Raw genomic sequence first — 574 nt, 5'->3', positions numbered from 1 at the left:
CGGTGTCAGGGGCTGGGCTGACCTATGTGACAAACGCGGTAGCGCTGAAGCCGGTGGCGGCGGCGATCATGGGCGCGGTGAATGGCCCGGTTCTCATTTCTGGCGTCGGCGACTCTCTGACACAGCTGGGCGGCGATACGGTCACCCAGTCCAGCGATCAGTTGGCCGAGCAGTACGGCTTCCTCGCCTGCCTGCGCCGGGAGCTGAACTCAAAGCTGGGTCTGTCGGCGTTTGATGGTGGCCAGTGGTGCCCCGCTGAGGCGGCTCCGGCCGCTGATAACCGCGTGGCTAACGGCGGCGCCCCAACCCTCGTCGCCAACTACGGTCCGTACATCACCTATCGCGACGGCAGCAACGTGCAGGTCCAGCGCCGGCCGGTGAAGATCGAATCTGGCAAGACGATCACATGGACGGTCAACGGTCGTTACCTCGACCTTATGCTGTGGGACAACACCGGCAACGGCTACAACGGCACCATCGCGTACACCATTGATGGTGGCGCTGCCACGCAGATTGCCAGCCCAGGTGGCGCGGACGCGTATCGCCTCGCGACCATCGACATGGGCACTCAGGG

Annotated in this window: 1 protein-coding gene; it reads left to right on the top strand. The window is 64.6% G+C overall.

What is annotated here, in order from left to right:
• A partial coding sequence (locus AC1Q7O_RS27580; RefSeq protein WP_492662643.1) for a hypothetical protein occupies positions 1-574 on the top strand: 574 nt, incomplete at both ends.

The sequence above is a fragment of the Roseateles sp. GW823-FHT07B05 genome, from assembly GCF_058794515.1.
The sequence above is the reverse complement of the archived record's forward strand: the minus strand, read 5'-3'. Positions and strand labels throughout refer to the sequence as shown.